22 protein-coding genes are annotated in these 19,514 nt (G+C 30.9%); 17 read left to right on the plus strand and 5 right to left on the minus strand.

The annotated features are described in order from the left end of the window. Window positions 1–46: 46 nt before the first annotated feature. From KA867_RS00075 to KA867_RS00105, 7 genes are all read left to right on the plus strand, one after another. Entirely contained in the window at window positions 47–931 is an 885-nt protein-coding gene (locus KA867_RS00075) for an ABC transporter substrate-binding protein (protein ID WP_210136649.1), read from the plus strand. 223 nt (window positions 932–1,154) lie between these two features. Next, window positions 1,155–2,105 carry a FecCD family ABC transporter permease gene (locus KA867_RS00080; RefSeq protein ID WP_210136650.1) on the plus strand — a complete coding sequence of 317 codons (951 nt, stop codon included), beginning with the start codon at window positions 1,155–1,157 and terminating at the stop codon, window positions 2,103–2,105. Window positions 2,106–2,207: 102 nt separating this feature from the next. After that, window positions 2,208–2,906 carry an HAD family hydrolase gene (locus KA867_RS00085; RefSeq protein ID WP_107386216.1) on the plus strand — a complete coding sequence of 233 codons (699 nt, stop codon included), beginning with the start codon at window positions 2,208–2,210 and terminating at the stop codon, window positions 2,904–2,906. 3 nt (window positions 2,907–2,909) lie between these two features. Then, entirely contained in the window at window positions 2,910–3,707 is a 798-nt protein-coding gene (locus tag KA867_RS00090; RefSeq protein ID WP_210136651.1) for an alpha/beta fold hydrolase, read from the plus strand. A 147-nt stretch (window positions 3,708–3,854) separates the two neighbouring features. After that, complete coding sequence (locus tag KA867_RS00095) at window positions 3,855–4,361, plus strand: SA0570 family protein (RefSeq protein ID WP_210136652.1); 507 nt, start codon at window positions 3,855–3,857, stop codon at window positions 4,359–4,361. Between the two features lie 140 nt (window positions 4,362–4,501). Next, complete coding sequence (locus tag KA867_RS00100) at window positions 4,502–5,212, plus strand: hypothetical protein (protein ID WP_019468423.1); 711 nt, start codon at window positions 4,502–4,504, stop codon at window positions 5,210–5,212. A gap of 219 nt (window positions 5,213–5,431) precedes the next feature. Then, window positions 5,432–6,235, plus strand: coding sequence for an alpha/beta fold hydrolase (locus KA867_RS00105; protein WP_210136653.1), 804 nt, complete (start codon window positions 5,432–5,434; stop codon window positions 6,233–6,235). 213 nt (window positions 6,236–6,448) lie between these two features. Here the strand turns inward: KA867_RS00105 and sarA are convergent, their stop codons facing one another. The 3 genes from sarA to KA867_RS00120 all read right to left on the minus strand — a co-directional run bounded on the left by sarA (window position 6,449) and on the right by KA867_RS00120 (window position 9,244). After that, window positions 6,449–6,823, minus strand: coding sequence for a global transcriptional regulator SarA (sarA, locus tag KA867_RS00110; protein WP_019468421.1), 375 nt, complete (start codon window positions 6,821–6,823; stop codon window positions 6,449–6,451). A gap of 362 nt (window positions 6,824–7,185) precedes the next feature. Next, complete coding sequence (locus tag KA867_RS00115; RefSeq protein WP_210136654.1) at window positions 7,186–8,109, minus strand: efflux RND transporter periplasmic adaptor subunit; 924 nt, start codon at window positions 8,107–8,109, stop codon at window positions 7,186–7,188. Window positions 8,110–8,314: 205 nt separating this feature from the next. Then, on the minus strand, window positions 8,315–9,244 hold the full coding sequence (locus KA867_RS00120) for a DMT family transporter (RefSeq protein ID WP_210136655.1): 930 nt from the start codon (window positions 9,242–9,244) through the stop codon (window positions 8,315–8,317). Between the two features lie 249 nt (window positions 9,245–9,493). Here KA867_RS00120 and KA867_RS00125 point away from each other — a divergent pair, with 249 nt between their 5' ends. Next, complete coding sequence (locus KA867_RS00125; RefSeq protein WP_210136656.1) at window positions 9,494–9,736, plus strand: hypothetical protein; 243 nt, start codon at window positions 9,494–9,496, stop codon at window positions 9,734–9,736. Window positions 9,737–9,933: 197 nt separating this feature from the next. Here the strand turns inward: KA867_RS00125 and KA867_RS00130 are convergent, their stop codons facing one another. Further along, window positions 9,934–10,152, minus strand: a complete 219-nt coding sequence (locus tag KA867_RS00130; protein WP_019468416.1) for a DUF2922 domain-containing protein — start codon at window positions 10,150–10,152, stop codon at window positions 9,934–9,936. 14 nt (window positions 10,153–10,166) lie between these two features. Further along, entirely contained in the window at window positions 10,167–10,373 is a 207-nt protein-coding gene (gene sroA / locus KA867_RS00135) for a sigS mRNA-stabilizing protein SroA (protein ID WP_210136657.1), read from the minus strand. A 146-nt stretch (window positions 10,374–10,519) separates the two neighbouring features. Between sroA and KA867_RS00140 the strand changes: the two genes are divergently transcribed. From KA867_RS00140 to KA867_RS00180, 9 genes are all read left to right on the plus strand, one after another. Continuing rightward, window positions 10,520–11,071: a tyrosine-type recombinase/integrase gene (locus KA867_RS00140; protein ID WP_107386496.1), complete on the plus strand. Its 552-nt coding sequence runs from the start codon at window positions 10,520–10,522 to the stop codon at window positions 11,069–11,071. A 22-nt stretch (window positions 11,072–11,093) separates the two neighbouring features. Then, the gene (locus tag KA867_RS00145; RefSeq protein WP_210136658.1) at window positions 11,094–13,490 is read left to right on the plus strand and encodes a DUF4040 family protein; all 2,397 of its coding nucleotides are present in this window, start codon (window positions 11,094–11,096) and stop codon (window positions 13,488–13,490) included. After that, window positions 13,477–13,902, plus strand: a complete 426-nt coding sequence (gene mnhB2, locus KA867_RS00150) for a Na+/H+ antiporter Mnh2 subunit B (protein ID WP_019468412.1) — start codon at window positions 13,477–13,479, stop codon at window positions 13,900–13,902. The genes KA867_RS00145 and mnhB2 overlap by 14 nt, the downstream gene beginning before the upstream one ends. Then, window positions 13,899–14,246 (plus strand): Na+/H+ antiporter Mnh2 subunit C, encoded by a 348-nt coding sequence (gene mnhC2, locus KA867_RS00155; RefSeq protein ID WP_210136659.1) that lies wholly within the window; start codon window positions 13,899–13,901, stop codon window positions 14,244–14,246. Before mnhB2 ends, mnhC2 begins: the two co-directional genes overlap by 4 nt. Then, a complete protein-coding gene (gene mnhD2 / locus KA867_RS00160; protein ID WP_210136660.1) occupies window positions 14,236–15,738 on the plus strand; it encodes a Na+/H+ antiporter Mnh2 subunit D in 1,503 nt (500 codons plus the stop codon). Before mnhC2 ends, mnhD2 begins: the two co-directional genes overlap by 11 nt. Further along, entirely contained in the window at window positions 15,738–16,220 is a 483-nt protein-coding gene (mnhE2, locus tag KA867_RS00165) for a Na+/H+ antiporter Mnh2 subunit E (protein WP_040029960.1), read from the plus strand. Before mnhD2 ends, mnhE2 begins: the two co-directional genes overlap by 1 nt. After that, the gene (gene mnhF2 / locus KA867_RS00170) at window positions 16,217–16,519 is read left to right on the plus strand and encodes a Na+/H+ antiporter Mnh2 subunit F (RefSeq protein ID WP_019468408.1); all 303 of its coding nucleotides are present in this window, start codon (window positions 16,217–16,219) and stop codon (window positions 16,517–16,519) included. The genes mnhE2 and mnhF2 overlap by 4 nt, the downstream gene beginning before the upstream one ends. Continuing rightward, window positions 16,494–16,943, plus strand: coding sequence for a Na+/H+ antiporter subunit G (locus tag KA867_RS00175; RefSeq protein WP_019468407.1), 450 nt, complete (start codon window positions 16,494–16,496; stop codon window positions 16,941–16,943). The genes mnhF2 and KA867_RS00175 overlap by 26 nt, the downstream gene beginning before the upstream one ends. A 370-nt stretch (window positions 16,944–17,313) precedes the next feature. Further along, a complete protein-coding gene (locus KA867_RS00180; protein WP_210136661.1) occupies window positions 17,314–19,365 on the plus strand; it encodes a cation:proton antiporter in 2,052 nt (683 codons plus the stop codon). Window positions 19,366–19,514 lie beyond the last annotated feature (149 nt).

Consider the following 19,514-nt stretch of genomic DNA (forward strand, 5'->3'; position numbering starts at 1 on the left):
TAGAGTTTGGTAATTTAGAGTAAAACAACTATTAGGAGATTAAGGTATGAAAAAAAGAACTAAATTGTTATGTCTGTTGCTTGTTTTTATAGTAATTTTAAGTGCTTGTGGCACTAAGTCAAACCAGAAGCATGATGATGGTCAATCTGAAGGTCACAATTATAAACGTATTATTTCTTTAATGCCAAGTAATACTGAAATATTATATGAACTCGGTTTGGGTGATGATGTGATAGGTGTTTCAACGGTAGATGATTACCCTAAAGAAGTGAAAGATAAAAAACAATTTGATGCGATGAACCTTAATAAAGAGTCATTGATGAAAGCCAAACCAGATTTAATCTTGGCGCATGAATCTCAAAAAGCGACGAATGATAAAGTACTTAAAGGATTAAAAGATAACGGCGTGAAAGTGGTTTATGTGAAAGACGCACAATCTATTGATGAAATGTATGAATCGTTTATGCAAATTGGTAAGATTACGCATAAAGAAAAAGCATCTAAAAAACTTGTTAAAGAAACAAAACAAAATATTGAACGTGTAAAAAATTCAGTACCTAATGATGCAAAAGGACAAAAAGTTTTCATGGAAATTTCATCTGAACCTGAAATATACACTGCAGGAAAACAAACGTTTTTTGATGATATGTTGACACAATTAAAAGCAGAAAATAGTTTTTCTAATTTAAACGGCTGGCAAAAAGTCAGTAAAGAAGATATTATTAAGCAAAATCCAGATTTGATGATATCGACAATGGGCGTTTCATCGTCTGAATATCAAAAAATGATTCGCAAACGTGGTGGTTTTAGTCAAATTAAAGCTGTACAGAATAATAAAATTAAAGCTGTTAATGGTGATGAAATATCAAGACCAGGTCCGCGTATCGATGATGGATTGAAAAAATTGAAAGAAGCGATTTATGAACAATAATACACTAAATACGGAGTTAGATTAGCCTAAGATCTAAATGTTTTTGGCTAACAATTCAACGTCAATTACTATAGAAACTATATAGCATTGACGTTTTTTTATGAATAATTTGTAATGCAATATTTACTTTTATCTTAAAAATATATACCATTTTAGTAATGAACGATAATTATTTTTATAATTCATAATTTCTGAACGATTTTATTGAAAGCGTGGCAAGGACATGAAATATAATAAAGCACTCATGATTTGTATCGTCATACTTATTATCAGTATGTTGTTAAGCATGCTTTGGAATATTGGAAATATTAATGAAACATTGTCACAATCCATATTATTGCAAGTTAGAGTGCCTAGAACACTACAAGCGTTATTGGCTGGTATAGGTTTAACATTAGCAGGTCATATGTTTCAAACATTATTAAATAATCCTTTAGCTGATAGTTTTACATTAGGCTTAGCAAGTGGCGCAACTTTTGGGTCTGGTATAGCGGTTGTATTAGGATTGTCATTTTTATGGTTACCTGTCTTTTCTGTCATTTTTAGTGTTATAACATTAATCACAGTGATTTCACTCACTACTGCTATGTCTAAAGGCTATCCGATAAGAACACTCATCTTATCTGGTATTATGATAGGTGCACTGTTTAACGCATTTCTTTATGTATTGATTATTTTTAATCAACAGAAGATGAGTAATATTGTGAATTATATGTTTGGTGGTTTTTCATCTGCAGAGTATAACGAGGTAATCTATATAGGCATTACGTTATTAATTGGTATCATTATTTTATGTAGTGTAATATCAAAAATTAAGATATTACAGCTAGGGTATTTGAAAGGCACATCTTTAGGTTTAAATGTACAACTATTAACATATGGTGTGTTATTGATCGCGTCATTGATTACTGCAGTTATTGTTGCATATGTGGGAATAATTGGCTTTATAGGCATGATTATTCCTCAACTTATACGTCGTCAGGGTCAGCATTACAATCTTGGACAACAAATGGTACTAAATATGTTGATTGGTGGTATAGTAATGGTAATGTCAGACTGGTTAGGGAGTACATTATTAAGCCCTTTTGAAATTCCAGCTAGTATTATCTTAGCATTATTAGGCATACCAGTATTATTTTACCTTATGATTACTCAACCACGGAGCATAGAATAAACTTAAAAATCACTATCGTCTTGAAACGGTTTATACTATATAATGATATTTATTAATTAAGGTTAAGTAAAAGGTAAACCTAAGATTGAAGAGGTTATAATTATGGATTTAACTCAAGTTAAAGCAATTGTATTTGATTTAGAAGGAACATTATTAGATAGAAAAAAATCTAGAGAAAAATTTATAGAAGAGCAATTTGAAAGATTTCATGACTATTTTGTACGCATACAATTGGAAGACTTCAAACGTAAGTTTATAGCATTAGATGATGATGAAGATCATGACAAACCTGAATTATATAAGGCGCTCATTAAAGATTTCCACGTAGACCGTCTAACTTGGAAAGATTTGTTTAGTGACTTTGAAATGCATTTTTACAGATATGTATTCCCATATTATGATACACAGTATACCTTAGAAAAATTAACCGAAAATGGTTACTTGACTGGTGTTATTGCAAATGGCAAGTCGAAAATCAAGCAGTTCCGACTGCACGCACTAGGCATCGAAGATAGTATCAATTATTTATCTACATCTGAAACTGTAGGCTACCGCAAACCACATCCTAAAATTTTTGAAGATATGCTGTCGCAATTAGGAACTAAACCTGAAGAAACAATTTATGTTGGTGATGATCCACTTAATGATGTAGCACCAGCAAGAGCAATGGGTATGATTAGCATTTGGTTTAACGAAGATAATGAAAATGATTTAACGCCTTTACCAGAAGAAGTAGATTTTACAATTAAAACTACGGAAGAACTACTTTCCATTTTATCAATTAATAAGAAAGGGAGATAAAGTATGAACTTATTTACAACAAGTGATGGTATCGCATTAAATTACAAGACGAGCGGCGAAGGTAAAGCAATTGTCATGATACATACTGCTTTTGATAACTTTTCAGTGTTTAATGATTTAGAAACTAAATTTAATAAAGATTATCAGGTAGTACTTATTGATTTAAGAGGTCATGGCTATTCCGATAAACCGAATGAAATCAATTTCAAAACATATGCAAAAGACATTAAGGAATTATTAGATTATCTATACATTCATGAATGTTCTATCATAGCCCACGAATTAGGTGGTTCAATTGCTGCATTATTTGCAACACAATACCCAGAAACAGTGTCATCATTAACGATGGTGAATCCTACATTATTGAATGACATCACGCCTGAAGAGCGTTTATATAGAAAATATTCAGATAAAATTAGAAATTGGGATGATGAAACACAACAAAAATTCCTTGATAAACAATTATATTATTCTAAAAGAAAAGCAAAAAAATTCTTAAAACAAGTTGAAAATACGAATAGCTTATCTACGAAATCAGAAATTGAAGCGGTAAAACAATCATTTATTGATAATAATGTTATGCATTATTTGAAATCATTAGATTTACCTACATTAATTATTGTTGGACAACACGGAGAAAGAACAACAATATTTGAAGCAAAAGAAGTTGCGGATTATATCGGAAATACCCAATTTGAAGTTTTCGAAGCGTCTGGATTATATCCGTTTGTAGAAGAAAGAGATAAATTTATCAACGATGTGAACAGATTTATAGAACAACATCTTCAATTAGTATCTTAATTTTAACGGAATGATATATTTTTGAGATATTACAATGCTGCACTGTTTTGTAATCTTTTTGTAACATCACTGTTATTTTAGTAATATTTATAGTACAATGTGAATAAGCACAATGAAGGTAAGTTAAATATAAAGGAGAGAGTGCTTATGAAAAAAATATGTGCAGCAGTTTTAGTTACAGGTTTGGCATTTTCTGGTATTTCTGCCGGAAGTGCTGAAGCAGCATCAGGGAACTCTATCCAAAGTGTTAATGAATTACAACATGGTGATAAATCATTAGAAGGCGCGAAATTAGGAAGTTCTATTCAATCAGTATTAAAAAATAATAAAAAACCAGTTTATTCATATAAACCTGATGGCTCAGAACATTATTATGAATTTAAAAAAGATAATGGTGTCCTTGTGGTAACTGCAGATGGTAAGAAAAATAATGGTAAGATTATACGTGTATCAATGAGTTACAACGATACAAATGGACCATCATATAAAGAAGTGAAAAATGCTGTAAGCAATGAAGCAGTTGCTCGTGAACATTATAATAAAGTAACAGGCAATTTTGGATATGTTCAAGACAATCAAGTATCTTATCAGTTCAGTTCTCCATCACCTAGTGATAAAAATATTAAACTTTATCGTATTGATATTGGTAAATAATCTTCGCTTGTAATTATTAAAATGAATAATAACCGACAAGTTTAAAGCTATATACTTGTCGGTTATTTTATTGTTACAATAAGTGAAAGTCTAATTTTATTAATAAATAAAATACTTATTTAACAAAAAAGGAGCCTATCATGAGAGTCAATGACAAAGTATTAATAGAAAATATCAATGATTATTTCACTCATAAAGGTCTTTCTCCCAATCTTATAGATGATATTAAAGGAAAATTAAAAAAAGAGTTAAAGAAATCAGAAGCACAAGATTTGGATTATATAGAATACAGAAAGAAATCACCAGCTGAAATAATTTTAACGATTCAACGCAATTTATTTACATTACAATTAAATCCAATTGTATTTTTTATTATCAATTTTATTTTATTATCTTACTTGTATGATAAACAATATGTGCCGTTCCAAGCAGCGACTGGCTTATCCATTTTTTATTGTTTAATTATTTTACCTATTTCAATCTTCATTTATTTGAGGATTGATTGGAAAAATTATCTCTATAGTAATAAATTTGAAAGAGTGATAGGGCTCAGTGTTGCAGCAGCAGCACTTATCTTGGTATTCGCGCATGCTTTTGGATTTAATTTAGGTATCGTTGCTGTCTCATTATATGCGCATCAATTTATCTTTTTTGTAGGTATTATATTTAGTATTTCAGGTGTCTATTTTAAAAGATTAGAATTTACTGGAATTGGCCTATTATTTTGCCAAAAAACAATAGACGCGATGGTTAGCAATCCAGTGATTACACAAATTGCATCTATTGTTATTTGGGTATTATTATTAATTGTCATAATTTATTACACAATTAGAATATCTTCAAGAAATTAAAGTTTCTTAATTACTTGGTGGTGTTGTAACATAATAAGTCGCATATACTCAACTTACATTTAATGTGCTAAAAACATTAAGTGCAGGTTGAGTTTTTTAATTTTTAAAGCCCAATACTATAAGGTCATAGTAAAAAGAAATGTTGCAGTTAAATATTTGAAATTGAGCATATGCATCATAAATCGAGGGTATATAAACCATATAAGGAGGTGGCCCACAATGGAAAAAGTAGAAATTAGTTGTAACACTAAATTGGCATACATCCGTGAGGGTCTAGGCTTTCCTATAATTTTAATTCATGGTTTAGATGGTAATTTAGCTTCTCTATGTAGTTTAAAAGATGAATTAAAACATAATTATGATGTCATTACTTATGATGTTAGAGGACATGGTAAGTCTTCAAAACCTAATGCGTATCATTTAAAAGACCACGTAGAAGATTTGAAATTATTAATGAAAAAGTTAAATATTGAAAAAGCGCATTTAATTGGTCATGATATGGGTGGACTTATTGCTAAACATTTTGGTGATAAATATGAATACATGGTTGCGTCATTAACTTTAATTGCATGTAATCTTATTGATAGTGTATTGGAGTTAAACAAATTAATGATTGAACATGACGACGAAATAGAAGGATTTGATAAATCAGAATCTCTGATTTTATTATTACCTTATATGTATAAAGACCAAGAAAAAGCTAAAAAATGGTTTCAATCACAGTTGATTTATAATAGACAATCGGCTGAAGAAAGCGCGATAGCTACAAGAGCATTAATGGAATTTCCTGTATATAATCAAAACATTGTACTTGAACAAACGAATATTCCCACACTAATTGTAAATGGTAATTATGATCCATTAATTACTAAAGAAATGAAGCGCGAATATGATCAAGTATTTCATAATTTAGAAATAGTTGACTTCAACCAATCAGGGCACGCACCTCATGTTGAAGAACCAAACCACTTTTTAGACGTCTTTTTAGCGTTTATAAAAGCAAATGAATACTTAGAAGGATAATATTGTTAAAAAATGCGATGTTTATTTTTTGATTACAAATGTTAAGTTTTAAGTATGAAAAAAACGAAGACATTCAAAAACATAAAAGATGCAAAAGCGAGATAGAATAAGACATTAAAAATTTTTCGATATATAAAAAACCACTTCACCAAATTAATTCGGCGAAGTGGTTTTTTATGTTGATAGATATATTACGTGGGAAGCTAAAGTTAGTTATACTTCTTTTTCATCATTTGCTTCTTGAATACGCTTGTTAACACGTGATAATAATTCATTGATTTTTTTACGTTGTTTAGAATCAACTAATATTAAAACTGTTCTTTCATCATGTTCATTACGCTTTTTATCAAAATAATCTTCTTGAGATAAGTTTTTAACCGCTTTAACAACTTGAGGTTGTTTATAATTTAAATGATTGATAATATCTTTTAGATAATATTCTTCACTTTCATGTTCACTAATATATGTTAATACAGCGAATTCTTCGAAACTTACTGAAAACTCTTTTTTGATAATACTTTTTAATTTATCAGCATACGTTACCATTGCTAATAGTTCAAAACAGTCATTTATTTTGGTGATAGCCATTTTTAATTCCTCCCTAATTTATATGCCCAATCTAATATACATATTAAAAATGTTTTTGTATAATAATTTGTCTTAATTCAAAGTTGAATACAAAGTTTTTATCATAATTTACAGCTCTGATATATTTGGGTAAAATATATTAAAACTAGCATTATTTAGTTTATTATAACTAAATTAAAATAGCAAGTAAACATAAAACTGATTAAACGGTACGGTAATGTTTAAATTTATTAATTCAATTATTTAAACACCAATCATTTAATTATAATAATTGCTCTAAATTTACAATTTACCACTATTTGATAAAAACTGTAAAAAACAAATTATATTTTAAAGATTTATTGTATTTATACTGTGCACATCTAATTTTTGGACCGCACAGTGTCAACATTTCTAGCTATGATATCTCCAGGTTTTAAACCTTCAATGATAAGCATAGTTTTTTTATTACCCGATTTTTCTGATTTAATAACCTTTTTAATAAATTTTTTATTTCTTTGCAAATAAACAAATTGTTCATTATCTATTGCAGTACGTGGTATTTCTATCAGAGTAGTTGGTTTTTCGATTTTCACATGTTCACCAAAAATGTGATCAGAATTTGGTGAAATTTCAAGCAAATATTTAGATGGTTCAGTCAAATTTTTTTGATTGATCGGAAGTTTAGATATATGTGTAATCGTACCAAAACTATTATTTGTAATATCACTATTTATCTTTACTTTGTCTTTGATATGTAAGTCGTGTTTTTCTTTCTCAGAAATCTCTGCTCTTATGACAGGTTTAGGATCATAGATTTGGATAAAGGGTAGGTTTTGTGAAAGCATATGCGAAGGGTTTATGATAACGGTACCGGATATCGGTGAGAAAATTGTAGTACGCAGTTTAGATTGTAAGTGGGATATTTCAGTTTTTAAGTTCATAAGTTCCGCTGTAGTAGATTTATTAGTTTTAATGAGTTGCGCTAATATTTTTTGTTTTTGAGCGATAAGCTGTTCTATGCGAGGATTATAATACTCAAAGAGTGGTTGGTTTTGTGTTACTTTTGTTTCTGTTTGTACGAACCAGTCATGGATGGCACCTTGAGATGCATCATAATTGATAGTTACTAGCTGAGAGGGCTCTTGTCTTCCTATAAAGAGTGATGATTTTTTATAGGAAATTTTAATTGTTTCGATGCGTTTTTCAAAGTTACTACTATGTGTCTTTAAATAAAACCATAAAGATAAAGCGATTGTGCTAAAAAGCGTTAATAACGTGATCAATATGATAAGAATACGTTTCAAAATTTGTCACCTCTAGATGTATTATTGTATTGATTATACTGCGTTTATAACTATTGCGCCACAGAAAAAAGAAGCTAAGACAAATTAATTGTCTTAGCTTCTTATCATTAACACACACCCAAGGACTGTTATGATGAGTGAGGTAGGCAGACTTAAATTTTTTGAATAAATTATAATTGTATTTTACGTTCTAGGCTATTGTTACTTAAAACAATCTTAAAAGTACGATGCCAATCATCATAGCGATGATGCCAATGATTTTTCGCTTGGTAATTTTATTAACATAAGTACCTAATAATCCAAAGTGATCAATAATTATGCCCATTAACATTTGACCTAACATCACAATAATTGTAGTTAATGCAGCACCTAGGTGAGGCATCAATACAATATTGGTAGTGACAAAAATCACTCCAAGAATGCCGCCAATGAAATAAATTGGTTTTAATTTGCCTTTTTGTTGATCATAAGCCTTCATCTTAAGTGTTCTATTGAAGATTAATGTTAGAATGAATAATGCTATTGTACCAATCGTAAACGAAATTAAAGATGCTAAAATGGATGAATGTAACTGTTGTCCTAATGCGCTATTAATCGCAGTTTGTATTGGCGGACAAAAGCCGAATACAAAACCGATGATCAACCAAATATATACTTGAGCATTCATGTTTTTATCTTTGGGATTGCTACGTACATAATTCATAAGTATGATACCGAGCATTAAAAAGAGAATACCTAATACTTTAAATATAGTAAAAGGCTCTACATCTGCGCCAAACCAACCAAAAGTATCAATTGTAACGCCCATAATAATTTGGCCGGCAACTGTCATTACGACGGTTAAAGATGCACCTAATCTCGGCAGTAATAATAAATTCCCGGTAAGAAAAATAACACCTAATATACCGCCGACAAACCATATGTAACTCAATGATTGATTACTATAAAAATCAGTAGTAAAAACATGTGGATTAGTAATTATATTGATTAAGATTAAAAAGATAGTTCCAGTAGCAAAAGAAATTGTAGATGCATAGAATGAAGACTTCGTATAAAGACTTAATCTTGAATTTATCGATGTTTGAAAAGGAACAACCATCCCAGCAACAATTCCCACTAAATATAAAAATATCATTAAATCACGCTTTCTCCTGAGATAATTATATTATATAGGAAAGGTGTGGATTTTCCTATGCTCTTTTCTATTTATAAAAGAGGATAGTGTAAAATGATGTACACAACTAATGAAATATAATAAAATACTTATGTTGATGTTATAATAAAAGGAAAATTATTAGATTTAAATTGAAAATCAAGACCTATAAAAATTAGTAAGATAAATTTTTGGTGGTTTAAAAATATATAGAAGTGGTGACAATTTACATTGAAACAACTTTCAATCATACGCTTATTAGATGAAGAAACTTTTTTTATAGGTGCAGGAAGTAATGAAGGAATTCAAAAAGAACAATTTATTGAAGTATTAAATCCTAGGAAATCATATAAAAATCTTGCTCAAGTGACAGAAGTTTTTGGACAATATGCTATGTGTAAAAAATTAGGAAAAAGTAAGATTTTTTTCGGTGATACAGTTAGATTAAGACCGATTAGAAACAAAAAATCATAAATAATATCGTATATGTGATAAAAAGCGAATGCAATTTGTTTCGTTGTTTTGTCACTTTTTTTATTTAAAACAAGGTAGCAGCCTAATGCTTATGTGCATCGGACTGCTACGATTGTTTATATAATTTGTTTACTTCAGTTTCAGTGACCATACAAATTCACTAGAAAAATGATACATGCGTTTAAAATTTTATTGATTTAACTTTCAAAAATTAATTTTGTAGATTTATCTATGATTTGTGCTGCACGCACTGTAGTAGGAATCCCCGCCTTAGGACGCAAGATATCTAGAGCAACTAATTTGTTCATCCCATCTTTCACTGTGCTTTCATTGATGAAGTGCTCTATTTTGGGTAATTGTAATTTAATGTCTTTGTTTACAGCATCATTGAATATAAGTTCTAAAGTTTGACTCATAATATTTAACCTCCTTAATTAACTGTTTCAGTTTTAATGATTTCCACTGTTTCAAATTTTTCTCCAGTGATTTGTTCGATGATAGATTTGAAACTTTTAATTTGATCAGTTGTTGATTGGGTATTCAGATTTGCAAAGTGACGTTTAAATTGTGTAGCTTTTCCGTCTTTGTCATATGTTATTCGTGACATAGTGACGGCTAAGTGACTGATTTGGTTCATTTGTCTAACCTCCTTTCACTATATATATCGTTATTAAATTTCAAATGGGTCAAAAAAATTTGAAAAAATTAGACAAAATACTTTCATGTGACAAAAACATGCTATATCATTAAATATGCAACATTAATTAATTCAGAGGTGAATTTATGAATCAAGTAGACCCTATTAGGAATACTAATGAGATAAAAGCGATGTATGAGGTTTTAAAAGCCAAATCCATGCGTGATTATCTGTTGTTTAAGTTTGCAATACATACTGGTGTGAAGCTTTCCTCATTATTAAATTTAAATGTAAGTGATGTGAAAATAGAGGACGATGATATCAAACACTATTGGATAGAGACGCATGCACCTAAAATTCAGATTAGATTACCAGAAACTTTGAGAAATGAATTAATGACATATATATCAGAACAACAATTGAAGAATGATGAGTTGTTATTTCAGTCTAATAGGACGTTAAAAGGTTTATCGCGCCAGCAAGCTTATCGCATTATTCATCTTGCTGCAGAAGATTTAGGGATGTTACATATTGGTTTGACGACGTTGCGTAAAACATTTGCCTATCATGCTTATCAATCAGGTATTTCAATATCGATTATTCAAAAGTACTTAGGACATCAAACAACCTTTGAAACAATGAAGTTTATAGGCATTTCTACAAAATCTAGCAAAACAACGATAGCTTTAAATTTGTAAATTATAGTTAAAGGGGTATAGGATGAGTTTAGTTTATTTACTGAGTGCGATCGTTTTAATTATGATGGTACTTTTGCTCACAATGACGAAACGAAAATTTCATAAATTTGCTGGGCCAATCGCTTTAATCGCTCCAATCATTTCTTCTGTTTATTTTCTATGGCAATTGCCACAAGTGATGAAAGGGCAATTTGTATCAATTAAAATTCCTTGGCTCACATTATTGGATATAAATATAGATTTTAGACTAGATGGATTAAGTTTATTTTTTAGTTTGTTAATATCTCTCATTGCACTAGCAGTGTTTTATTACGCTACACAATACTTATCAAAAGAACATGATCATTTACCACGTTTTTATATATATTTATTGTTATTTATGTTCAGTATGCTGGGTATTGTTACAGCAAATAATACAATTTTGATGTATGTATTCTGGGAATTGACGAGTGTATCATCTTTCTTACTTATTGCTTACTGGTACAGTAAAGGTGCAAGTCAATTTGGTGCTATCCAATCATTTATGATCACAGTTTTTGGTGGTCTTGCACTATTAACAGGTTTTATCATGATTTATATTGTTACAGGTACAAATTCTATTACATCGATCATTGCGCAAAGTGACAAAATAGCGGATAGTCAGTTGTTTATACCGATTATTATCTTGTTACTTTTAGGTGCATTTACTAAATCAGCACAATTTCCATTCCATATTTGGTTACCAAAAGCGATGGAAGCACCGACACCCGTGAGTGCTTATTTACACTCTGCCACAATGGTAAAAGCAGGTATATTTTTACTATTTAGATTTACGCCTGTTTTAGGGTTAAGTGATTTTTATATTTATTGTGTCACTTTTGTTGGATTGATAACAATGATTTTTGGGGCGGTTAATGCCACTCGACAATATGATTTAAAAGGTATTTTAGCTTACTCTACAATCAGTCAACTAGGTATGATTGTTTCTATGGTCGGTCTCGGTGGAGGCTTTGCACAACATACCACTGGTGAACTATCTAAAGTTTACAGTCTTATTCTCTTCGCAGGACTTTTCCATTTGATGAATCATGCGTTATTTAAAGGTGCTTTGTTTATGGGCGTTGGTATCATTGATCATGAAACAGGTACGAGAGATATACGCAAATTGTCTGGATTAAGAAAAGTACTGCCAATTACACATGTAGTTATGTTACTTTCAGCTTTATCTATGGCTGGTATTCCATTTCTAAATGGTTTCTTAAGTAAAGAAATGTTTTTTGATGGTTTGGTAAGTTCATACCAATTACCTCAGTTTAATATCATATTAACAATCATTATTGCAGTGATAGGTGTTGTTGCTAGTATTTTCACGCTTATTTATGCAGTTTACATGATTAAGGAAGTTTTCTGGGGAGACTTTAAACATAATGATTCACCAGTACAAAGTCCCCATGAGCCATTTTTATTTACACTACCTTCTGCAATTATGATGATTTTGTTGCCGATTGTGTTTTTTGTGCCAAATTTATTTGGACATCATATTATTTTACCGGCATTACGAAGTATCACAATTGGAGAAAAAGTAGATAATATTGCACCGCATATATCACAATGGCACGGATTTAATTTACCACTGTTGTTAAGTTTCATTGTGATTATTGTAGGTTTTATAGCAGCGCTAAAAATTGATTGGAAAAAACAATCTGAAAAGATTAGAGTCAAATCTATAACAGATGTTTATTTAGACTCATATAAACAGTTTGAAAATTATTCAGGTTATAGTATTCGTACATTGATGAATAACCGTTTGAATCATTATATTATATTAACGTTAGCGGTTTTCATCATAGTAGTTGTTTATGGAATCATCCAAGCTGGGTTTCCTGACGTTAAACAGATACATGTCAGTGAATTTGGCCCATTAGAAATCATCACGTTAATTGTTGTTTTTATTTTAGGTATTGCTTTAACGTTTATTCGTCAACGTTTAACGATGGTAATATTAAACGGCATTATTGGTTACTGTGTAACGATATTCTTCATTTTAATGAAAGCACCAGACTTAGCGCTAACGCAATTAGTGGTAGAAACAATAACTACAATATTGTTTATTGTAAGTTTTTCACGCTTACCAAACGTACCACGTTCAAAAGTTCATAAGAAACGAGAAGCTGTTAAGATTGTTGTTTCATTAATGATGGCGGTTACTGTAGTTACACTTGTTTTCATTGCTCAGCAAGGTCAAACTATGCCAACAATTTCAACTTTTTATCACGACGCATATAAACTTGCAGGCGGTAAAAATATTGTAAATGCTATTCTTGGTGATTTTCGTGCTATGGATACCTTGTTTGAAGGTATGGTATTAATCATCGCTGGTTTGGGTATCTATACATTACTTAACTTTAAAGAACGGAGGGGTCAAGATGAAAGAGAATGATGTAGTCTTACGAACAATTACTAAAATTGTTGTGTTTATATTGTTAACATTCGGGTTCTACTTATTTTTAGCAGGACATAATAATCCTGGCGGTGGATTTATCGGTGGACTTGTATTCAGTTCTGCATTTTTACTTATGTTCTTGGCCTTCGACGTTAAACAAGTATTAGTCGCTTTACCACTTGATTTTAGAATATTAATGATCATCGGATCCTTAGTATCATTTGCTACTGCAGTCATACCAATGTTCTTTGGTAAACCGTTCCTTTACCAAACAGATGCATACGTTCAATTACCGATATTAGGTGAAGTACATTTAACAACTGTTACGCTTTTTGAAGCTGGCATTGTTTTAGCGGTTGTAGGCGTTGTAGTAACAGTTATGCTATCCATAAGTGGTGGTCGCTCATGAATTTGATATTGTTAATGGTGATTGGCTTCTTAATATTTATAGGAACGTATATGATATTATCAGTCAATTTAATCCGTATCGTCATAGGTATTTCAATTTATACACACGCAGGAAATTTAATTATCATGAGCATGGGTCGCTATGGGAAGCATATGGTAGAACCACTTATTGGTGAAGGTAGTAAAAATTTCGTAGATCCATTGTTGCAAGCTATTGTATTGACTGCTATTGTGATAGGTTTTGCCATGACTGCGTTTTTACTTGTACTCGTATATAGAACGTATCGAGTTACTAAAGAAGATGAAATTGATGTGTTAAGAGGTGATGACGATAATGATGAGTAATTTATTAATTCTGCCATTACTTCTGCCAGCAATATGTGCGCTTGTACTGGTATTTATCCGTACACATAGCAGATTATCAAGAATTTTTTCAATTGGCACAATGTCTATTACGACAATCATATCTTTATTGTTATTGATTTATGTTATGCAACATAAGCCAATTGCTTTAGATTTTGGTGGCTGGGAAGCACCTTATGGTATTCAATTTGTTGGTGACTCATTGAGTTTACTCATGGTCACGACATCTAGTTTTGTCGTTACGTTAATTATGGCATATGGTTTTGGTAGCAGAGAAAAAAGAGCAATTCGTTATTACTTACCGAGTTTTATTCTGTTTTTAACAGTAGGCGTTATTGGTTCGTTTTTAACTGCAGATTTATTTAATATATATGTCATGTTTGAGGTAATGTTGCTTGCGTCGTTTGTGTTAATTACGTTAGGACAATCAGTAGAACAGTTACGTGCAGCTATTATTTACGTTGTACTTAATATTTTAGGTTCTTGGTTGTTATTATTAGGCATCGGTTTATTATATAAACTTACTGGTACTTTAAATTTTGCATTAGTAGCGCAAAGACTAACTGAGATGCAAGGAGAAAGTTCAGTAGTAATTATTTCAATGGTGTTTTTAATCGCATTTGGCGCCAAAGCTGCGCTTGTATTATTCATGTGGCTTCCGAAAGCATATGCCGTTTTAAACACTGAATTAGCAGCATTATTTGCTGCATTAATGACAAAAGTAGGCGCTTATGCTTTGATACGTTTCTTCACACTGTTATTTGATAATCATAGTGGTATTACACATCCACTATTGGTTGTCTTATCTTGTATAACGATGTTAATCGGTGCATTTGGTGTCTTGGCTTATCGAGATATTAAAAAAATAGCAGCATATCAAGTTATTCTTTCTATTGGTTTTATAATTTTAGGCCTAGGATCAAATACAATTTCAGGTGTCAATGGTGCTATTTTTTATCTGACAAATGATATTGTGGTGAAAACACTGCTATTCTTTATCATTGGTAGCTTGGTATATATTACTGGTTATCGACAATATAAAAATTTATATGGTTTAGCTAAAAGAGAACCATTCTTTGGTGTAGCATTTGTGGTAATGATTTTAGCAATTGGTGGCGTTCCACCATTTAGTGGTTTCCCTGGAAAAGTGTTTATTTTTAAAGGTGCTGTTGAAAATGGTAATTATATTGGTTTAACTTTGATGATTTTAACAAGTCTGATTGGTATGTTTAGCTTGTTTAGAATTTTCTTCACAATGTATTTAGGTAATGCTGATAAAGGTGAACATATAGACTTCAAACCAATTCCTAGATATCGTAAAGGCTTAATCGGCATTCTTGTAGCAGCAATTATCGGCATGGGACTAGCAGCACCATTGATTTTTAAAGTAACTGATAATGCTACCCATTTAAATATGGATGATGGATTATATGAAAAAATGGTCAATCCTCATTTAGTGAAGGAGGAGAAATAATGAGACAAGTCTTACTTAATATGGTCATTGCATTTTTATGGGTGCTATTTCAAGATGAAGAATCATTTAAAGCCTCTACCTTCTTCTCAGGTTATCTTATTGGTTTAGTAGTTATTTATATACTACATCGTTTTTTTGGCCAACAATTTTATTTAAAAAAAGTTTGGGTAGCATTTAAATTTTTAACGGTTTACTTATATCAGTTAATTACATCAAGTATGACGACAATCAACTACATTTTATTTAAAACGAAAGACTTAAATCCTGGTTTAGTTAGATATGAAACGACTCTAGAAACAGATTGGGAAGTTTCATTTTTAACGATTCTAATTATAATTACACCTGGTTCCACAGTTATTAGAATTTCAAAGGAAAGAAAAAAGATTTTTATACATGCAATTGATATCTCTGAAAAAGAAAAACAGAAACTGCTTAAAAGTATTAGACAATATGAAGGTCTCATATTGGAGGTGGCAGAATGATCGAATCACTGATAAATTTCTTTATAACAAGTTCAATTATTTTGTTTGGTATCGCACTTATTTTAACGTTGTTTAGGTTAGTAAAGGGACCAACGACGGCTGATAGGGTAGTTGCATTTGATACGGCTAGTGCTATATTAATGTCAACAGTCGGTGTGTTAAGTATTGTTTTTGGTACTTTTTCTTTCTTAGATTCTATCTTGTTGATTGCGATCATTTCATTTGTAAGCACCGTTTCTATTTCAAGATTTATAGAAGGGGGGCATGTCTTTAATGCAAATAACAAGCGAAATCGTTAATTTAATTGCAGCTTTTATGATGTTCTTGGGCAGTATTATAGCTTTGATTAGTGCAATTGGTCTTATTAAGTTCCAAGACGTATTTTTAAGAAGTCATGCCTCTACGAAAAGTTCTACATTATCGGTATTATTAACACTCGTAGGTGTTGTTATTTATTTCATTTCTTCACAAGGTTATTTAAGTGTTAGGATGATTTTAGCATTGGTATTTATCAATTTGACTTCTCCAGTAGGTGGACACTTAATATCCAGAGCAGCATACCGAACAGGCGCTTATATGTATAGGAAAAGTGATGCACCTAAGCAAACAAGTATCTTATTAAGCGCTTCGGAAAATGACACATTTGAACAATTGAAAAAACGTGCTCAAATACGTGAAGAGCGTAGACATAAAATTAATGAAAAAGAACAAGATAAGTATTAAGTTAAATACAACCTACTTGTAGGTTGTGTATTAGACTAGGCGGGTTGGAAATCAAAATTAAGTTTGATCTCTAATCCGCTATTTCTATATATAATGTTTTAAAAGTTTTGTTAGTGTTGATGTTTGTGGAATAACAAAATTTTATCAAGATTGAAGTGCAATACATTTTAGTGGTTACTAAAAAAATGATAAAATTATATATATTTGTAATTGTGTTAATGTAAAAAAATACATATCAGGTAAACATCATTGTTCATATAAAAATGGATATGTAAGAGTTTGAGACACAATATGTTCATAAATAAACGATTGTATTTTTGTTTCAACCTCAACAATTATGAAAGTTCAAATGTTGAAAAGAGGTGAAACCATGCAAATATTCGAAACAATACTTATATTTTTAGCGGTAGTAATCGCAAGTTCTTTAGTGCATATACTATTACCTAAAATTCCTTTAGCTTTTATTCAAATCATCCTCGGTATGTTACTGTATATTACGCCGGTTCCCGTCGAGTTCCATTTTGATTCGGAATTATTTATGGTTGCCTTGATAGCACCGCTATTATTTGTTGAAGGTGTAAAAGTCTCTCGTGTGCATTTAAGGCGTTATATCAAACCGGTTTTAATGATGGCATTAGGTCTTGTAGTAACTACTGTAATCGTAGTTGGCTTATTTGTACATTGGATTTGGCCTGAGCTTCCATTAGCTGCTGCGTTTGCACTAGCTGCAATCTTATGTCCCACTGATGCTGTTGCTGTTCAAGCAATTACGAATGGTAAAGTACTACCTAAAGGCTCTATGACAATTTTAGAAGGTGAATCATTATTAAATGATGCTGCCGGTATCATATCTTTTAAAATTGCTGTAGCTGCATTGATTACGGGTGGCTTTTCGATGGTGAATGCAGTTGAACAATTTTTAGTATCCTCAATTGGTGGATTTATTGTCGGTTTAATTATTGGCGTAGCGCTCGTTAGGTTTAGAGTATCACTTTCCAGAAGAGGTATAGAAAATATAAATATGTTTACTTTTATACAGCTTGTGACGCCTTTTATTACATATCTCGTTGCTGAAATGTTTCATTCTTCAGGTATTATTGCAGCTGTAGTAGCAGGGTTGGTACACGGTTTTGAACGCGACCGAATTGCACAAGCACGTACTAGATTACAAATGAGTTATAACCATACCTGGAATATATTGGGTTATGCATTAAATGGTTTTGTTTTTTCTATTTTAGGATTTTTAGTTCCAGAACTTGTTGGTCGAATTATAGAAAATGAACCCCATAATTTTATTTTTCTAATTGTAGTTACAGTTTTAATTGCTTTAGCAATATATTTGTTTAGATTTTTATGGGTTTTTGTATTATATCCTTATTTTTATTTACCAATCAGTCCATTTCAAAAAATACTTACGAATTATGAAGATAATACGAAAGTCACTGAGAAACCACCGAAACGTGGTATGTATGCTTTTATCATGACGTTGTGTGGTGTACATGGGACAATTTCTTTAGCGATTGCCTTAACATTACCTTATATGTTGGCAGATCATCATTCGTTTGTATTTAGAGATGACTTATTATTTATCGCATCTGGTATGGTCATTATAAGTTTAATTATTGCACAATTTGTGCTACCTATTGTGACACCTAATGCGGTTCAACCAAAACAACACGGTATGAGCTTTAAAAAAGCAAGGGTATATATTTTAGAAAGTGTTATAGAACACTTAAATAAATTATCCTCTGAAGAATCAAGTTATCTATATGGTAATGTTATTAAAGAATATCATGATAAATTGGCATTTCTTAAAACCGTTGAGAACGAAGATGAAAATACCAAAGAGTTAGAACGGTTACAAAAACTCGCTTTTGATGTTGAAAATAATACGTTAAATAGTTTGGTATCTAATGGTGATATCACAACCAATATCTTAGATAACTATATGCGCTATGCGGAACGTACTCAGGTTTATAAACAATCTTCTCTAATTCAACGTATTAAAGTGGAATTAAAAACATTTATTTTAAAAAGTAGAATTAAAACGAAAGTGAGAACGAACTCAGCTTCTTCATTATCAGTGATTGAAAACTTGAGAGAAATTTCTAATGTTATGAGAACCGTGCATTATCGTGTAGTTAGTCGTTTAGGTAAAGAAACAACTGAAGAAAATAAATTAGAAGTAGGCATGATTTGTGATAGTTATTTAATGAGAATTGAAAACTTAACACCATCTAACTTCTTTAATCCAAAAAGTGAAACTTCTATTACTAAAATTAAATTGGGTGCACTTAGAGAACAGCGTCGTGTTCTGAATGAACTTACTGAAGACGAAGAAGTTAGTGAAGTTACTGCGCTAAAATTACGTGAAGCGATTAATTATGATGAAATGATTATCGTTGACAGTTTAACAGACTAACGTAAATGGTTGGTACTTTTAATGTATGGACAAAATTAAAGAAGTTGTGAGATGCAACTTCTATTAAAAAATTAGGACTAATCCAGTGGATTAGTCTTTTTTATATTACGATTTTGGTTGTGTATCAATCTTACTAATTCAGCAAAGCT

Origin of the sequence: Staphylococcus sp. GDH8C109P (genome assembly GCF_017893405.1) — a bacterium.
Taxonomy (GTDB): Bacteria; Bacillota; Bacilli; order Staphylococcales; family Staphylococcaceae; genus Staphylococcus; species Staphylococcus cohnii.

Bases quoted from the DNA above. Each gene is read 5' to 3' on its own strand.
- KA867_RS00075 (WP_210136649.1), top strand. From the start codon at position 47: ATGAAAAAAAGAACTAAATTGTTATGTCTGTTGCTTGTTTTTATAGTA.
- KA867_RS00080 (WP_210136650.1), top strand. From the start codon at position 1,155: ATGAAATATAATAAAGCACTCATGATTTGTATCGTCATACTTATTATC.
- KA867_RS00085 (WP_107386216.1), top strand. From the start codon at position 2,208: ATGGATTTAACTCAAGTTAAAGCAATTGTATTTGATTTAGAAGGAACA.
- KA867_RS00090 (WP_210136651.1), top strand. From the start codon at position 2,910: ATGAACTTATTTACAACAAGTGATGGTATCGCATTAAATTACAAGACG.
- KA867_RS00095 (WP_210136652.1), top strand. From the start codon at position 3,855: ATGAAAAAAATATGTGCAGCAGTTTTAGTTACAGGTTTGGCATTTTCT.
- KA867_RS00100 (WP_019468423.1), top strand. From the start codon at position 4,502: ATGAGAGTCAATGACAAAGTATTAATAGAAAATATCAATGATTATTTC.
- KA867_RS00105 (WP_210136653.1), top strand. From the start codon at position 5,432: ATGGAAAAAGTAGAAATTAGTTGTAACACTAAATTGGCATACATCCGT.
- sarA (WP_019468421.1), bottom strand. From the start codon at position 6,823: ATGGCTATCACCAAAATAAATGACTGTTTTGAACTATTAGCAATGGTA.
- KA867_RS00120 (WP_210136655.1), bottom strand. From the start codon at position 9,244: ATGATATTTTTATATTTAGTGGGAATTGTTGCTGGGATGGTTGTTCCT.
- KA867_RS00130 (WP_019468416.1), bottom strand. From the start codon at position 10,152: ATGAGTCAAACTTTAGAACTTATATTCAATGATGCTGTAAACAAAGAC.
- sroA (WP_210136657.1), bottom strand. From the start codon at position 10,373: ATGAACCAAATCAGTCACTTAGCCGTCACTATGTCACGAATAACATAT.
- KA867_RS00140 (WP_107386496.1), top strand. From the start codon at position 10,520: ATGAATCAAGTAGACCCTATTAGGAATACTAATGAGATAAAAGCGATG.
- KA867_RS00145 (WP_210136658.1), top strand. From the start codon at position 11,094: ATGAGTTTAGTTTATTTACTGAGTGCGATCGTTTTAATTATGATGGTA.
- mnhB2 (WP_019468412.1), top strand. From the start codon at position 13,477: ATGAAAGAGAATGATGTAGTCTTACGAACAATTACTAAAATTGTTGTG.
- mnhC2 (WP_210136659.1), top strand. From the start codon at position 13,899: ATGAATTTGATATTGTTAATGGTGATTGGCTTCTTAATATTTATAGGA.
- mnhD2 (WP_210136660.1), top strand. From the start codon at position 14,236: ATGATGAGTAATTTATTAATTCTGCCATTACTTCTGCCAGCAATATGT.
- mnhE2 (WP_040029960.1), top strand. From the start codon at position 15,738: ATGAGACAAGTCTTACTTAATATGGTCATTGCATTTTTATGGGTGCTA.
- mnhF2 (WP_019468408.1), top strand. From the start codon at position 16,217: ATGATCGAATCACTGATAAATTTCTTTATAACAAGTTCAATTATTTTG.
- KA867_RS00175 (WP_019468407.1), top strand. From the start codon at position 16,494: ATGCAAATAACAAGCGAAATCGTTAATTTAATTGCAGCTTTTATGATG.
- KA867_RS00180 (WP_210136661.1), top strand. From the start codon at position 17,314: ATGCAAATATTCGAAACAATACTTATATTTTTAGCGGTAGTAATCGCA.